A 2,382-nucleotide genomic window follows, 5' to 3' on the forward strand; every position below is an offset into this window, starting at 1 on the left:
GCTCGTCATACGACGGACGCACATCCCCGGTCACGTGGTGATCATCGCAGCACCACGATCACCACGTGACAGAGACCTGACTAGTTACCCGTCGGGAACACTCACGAGTCCTTGTACGCCACGTAAGGCAGCAACGCCTGAGTCAGCGGCCCGATGCTGAGCGCGTACAAAACCGTTCCCACGCCGACGGTTCCGCCCAACAGCCACCCCGAAGCGAGCACGATCACCTCGATGCCCGTGCGCACGAGGCGCACCGACCACCCGGTCCGCGCGGTCAACCCGGTCATCAAGCCATCACGAGGCCCTGGGCCCAGCCGTGCGCCGACGTAGACAGCCGTCGCGACGGCGTTCAGCACGATGCCGCCGACGAGCAGCAGGACCTGCCAGCCGAAGGCGTGCTGGTCAGGCAGGAACGCGCGCACCAGGTCGACGGTCACCGAGATGATCACGATGTTCGAGATCGTGCCGATGCCCGGCTTCTGGCGCAGCGGGATCCACAGCAGCAACACGGCGATCGACGCCAGTCCCGCGATGGTGCCGAAGCTCAGGCCGGTCAGCTTGGTGAGGCCCTCGTGCAGCACGTCCCACGGGTCGAGCCCGAGGCCGGCGCGGGTGAGCATCGCCATGCTGGTGCCGTACAGCGCGAGCCCGCCCACGAGCTGCGCCGAACGGCGGAGCGGTGAGGCGGTGATGGACACGGGACGGAGATCTAACTGAGCCACGCTGTCCACTATCAGGGGTAACTGGTCTTGCACACCATAGCCAATTGGTAATAATTGGTCTTATGAACCCGTTGATTCCGCCAGGTGGTCGCATATCGGCCGCAAGATTGGCCGTGATGCTCGGCACCTGGCGGCAAGGTGGCTCACGCCAGGGCGCCGCGGACCTCGCCGCCGCCATCGAAATGCAGGTACTCGACGGCCAGCTCCCGCTCGGCACCCGCCTGCCTGCCGAGCGCGAACTGGCCGACGCGCTCGGCTCCAGCCGCACGCTCATCGGCGCCGCGCTGGACCGCCTGCGCGAAGACGGCCTGGTCGCCAGCCGTCGCGGCGCGGGCTCATGGATCACCTCGCCCCGCAAGCACGGCGTCAGGCCGGAGTTGCCCGACGCGGGCGCGCTCATCGACCTCGCCCGCGCCGCCCCGCCCGCGGTCGCGGGCATCGTGCCCGCCGTCGACGCGGCCAGGGTGGCGCTGATCGACCACCTCGGCGAGCACGGCTACAGCGACGGCCTGCCCGTGCTCCGCGAACGTATCGCCGAGCGCTACGCCGCCCGCGGCCTGCCGACGTCGCCGTCACAGATCATGATCACCAACGGCGCCCACCACGGTTTCGTGCTGGCGCTGCGCATGCTGGCCGGGCCCGGCGACCGCATACTCGTCGAGCAGCCCACGTACCCGAACGCACTCGACGCCATCCGTTCCGCGCACGCCATCGCCGTGCCCGTCGCGCTGGACGCGGGCGGTGCGCAGGGCTGGGACATCGCGGGCATCGAAGCCGCACTTCGCCAGGCCGCGCCCCGCTTCGCCTACGTCATCGCCGACTTCCAAAACCCGACCGGCCTCCGCCTCGATGCCGAAGGCCGCCACCGCCTCGCCGCCGCGCTGACCAGAACCCGAACCCCGGTCGTGGTCGACGAAACCCTCGTCGAGCTCGACCTCGACGGCGACCCGCTCGACGGCCCGCCCCCGCTCGCGTCCTTCGCAGGCGACCTGGCCATCAGCATCGGCTCGGCGTCGAAGTCCCACTGGGGCGGCCTGCGCCTCGGCTGGATCCGCGCGCCGGAGGACCTGCTCGGCAGGTTGGTCGCGTCCCGCTACTCGGTCGACCTCGGTTCCCCGATCTTCGAGCAGCTCATCCTCGCGGAGCTCCTCACCGACCCCGAACCCTCACTCCGCAAACGCCGCGAAGACGTCCGCGCCCTGCGCGAGGCCTTGATCAGCGCGGTCCGCTGGTACTGCCCGGATTGGACATTCACCGAACCGCCTGGCGGCCTTTCCTTGTGGTGCCGCCTGCCGGAGCCGGTGAGCACCCGCCTCGCGGTCGCCGCGATCAACCACGGCGTCCAAATCGCGCCGGCGTCCCGTTTCGGCGTCCACGGTGGACTCGAACGCTGGCTACGCCTGCCTTTCGCCCAACCGGCCGACGTCCTTTTCGAGGCAGTGCGCCGCTTGAGCGCGGCAGCCGTTTCCGTTGGCGGCTCAGCGAAATCAGACCTGAACTTGCCGATTACCTAAGTCGGTCGCGACCGGCATGGCCGGTCCACGTGAACGCCACTTTCGCAACGTTGAGCCTGGATCCACCGTTGATCTTTGTGGTGATCTTGGCGTGGTTGTTGATCTTGTTGGTGGCGGGGTGGGCGTGGTGGGGTGTCCGGCGTCGC

Annotated in this window: 2 protein-coding genes; one reads left to right on the top strand and one right to left on the bottom strand. The window is 69.0% G+C overall.

What is annotated here, in order from left to right:
- Window positions 1-101: 101 nt before the first annotated feature.
- Window positions 102-722, bottom strand: a complete 621-nt coding sequence (locus tag ACFV15_RS48055; RefSeq protein WP_378360213.1) for a YitT family protein — start codon at window positions 720-722, stop codon at window positions 102-104.
- 62 nt (window positions 723-784) lie between these two features.
- Here ACFV15_RS48055 and ACFV15_RS48060 point away from each other — a divergent pair, with 62 nt between their 5' ends.
- Window positions 785-2,236, top strand: coding sequence for a PLP-dependent aminotransferase family protein (locus ACFV15_RS48060; RefSeq protein WP_378360214.1), 1,452 nt, complete (start codon window positions 785-787; stop codon window positions 2,234-2,236).
- Window positions 2,237-2,382 lie beyond the last annotated feature (146 nt).

It is taken from the genome of Amycolatopsis sp. NPDC059657, assembly GCF_042734395.1.
Taxonomy (GTDB): domain Bacteria; phylum Actinomycetota; class Actinomycetes; order Mycobacteriales; family Pseudonocardiaceae; genus Amycolatopsis.

Bases quoted from the DNA above. Each gene is read 5' to 3' on its own strand.
- ACFV15_RS48060 (WP_378360214.1), top strand. From the start codon at position 785: ATGAACCCGTTGATTCCGCCAGGTGGTCGCATATCGGCCGCAAGATTG.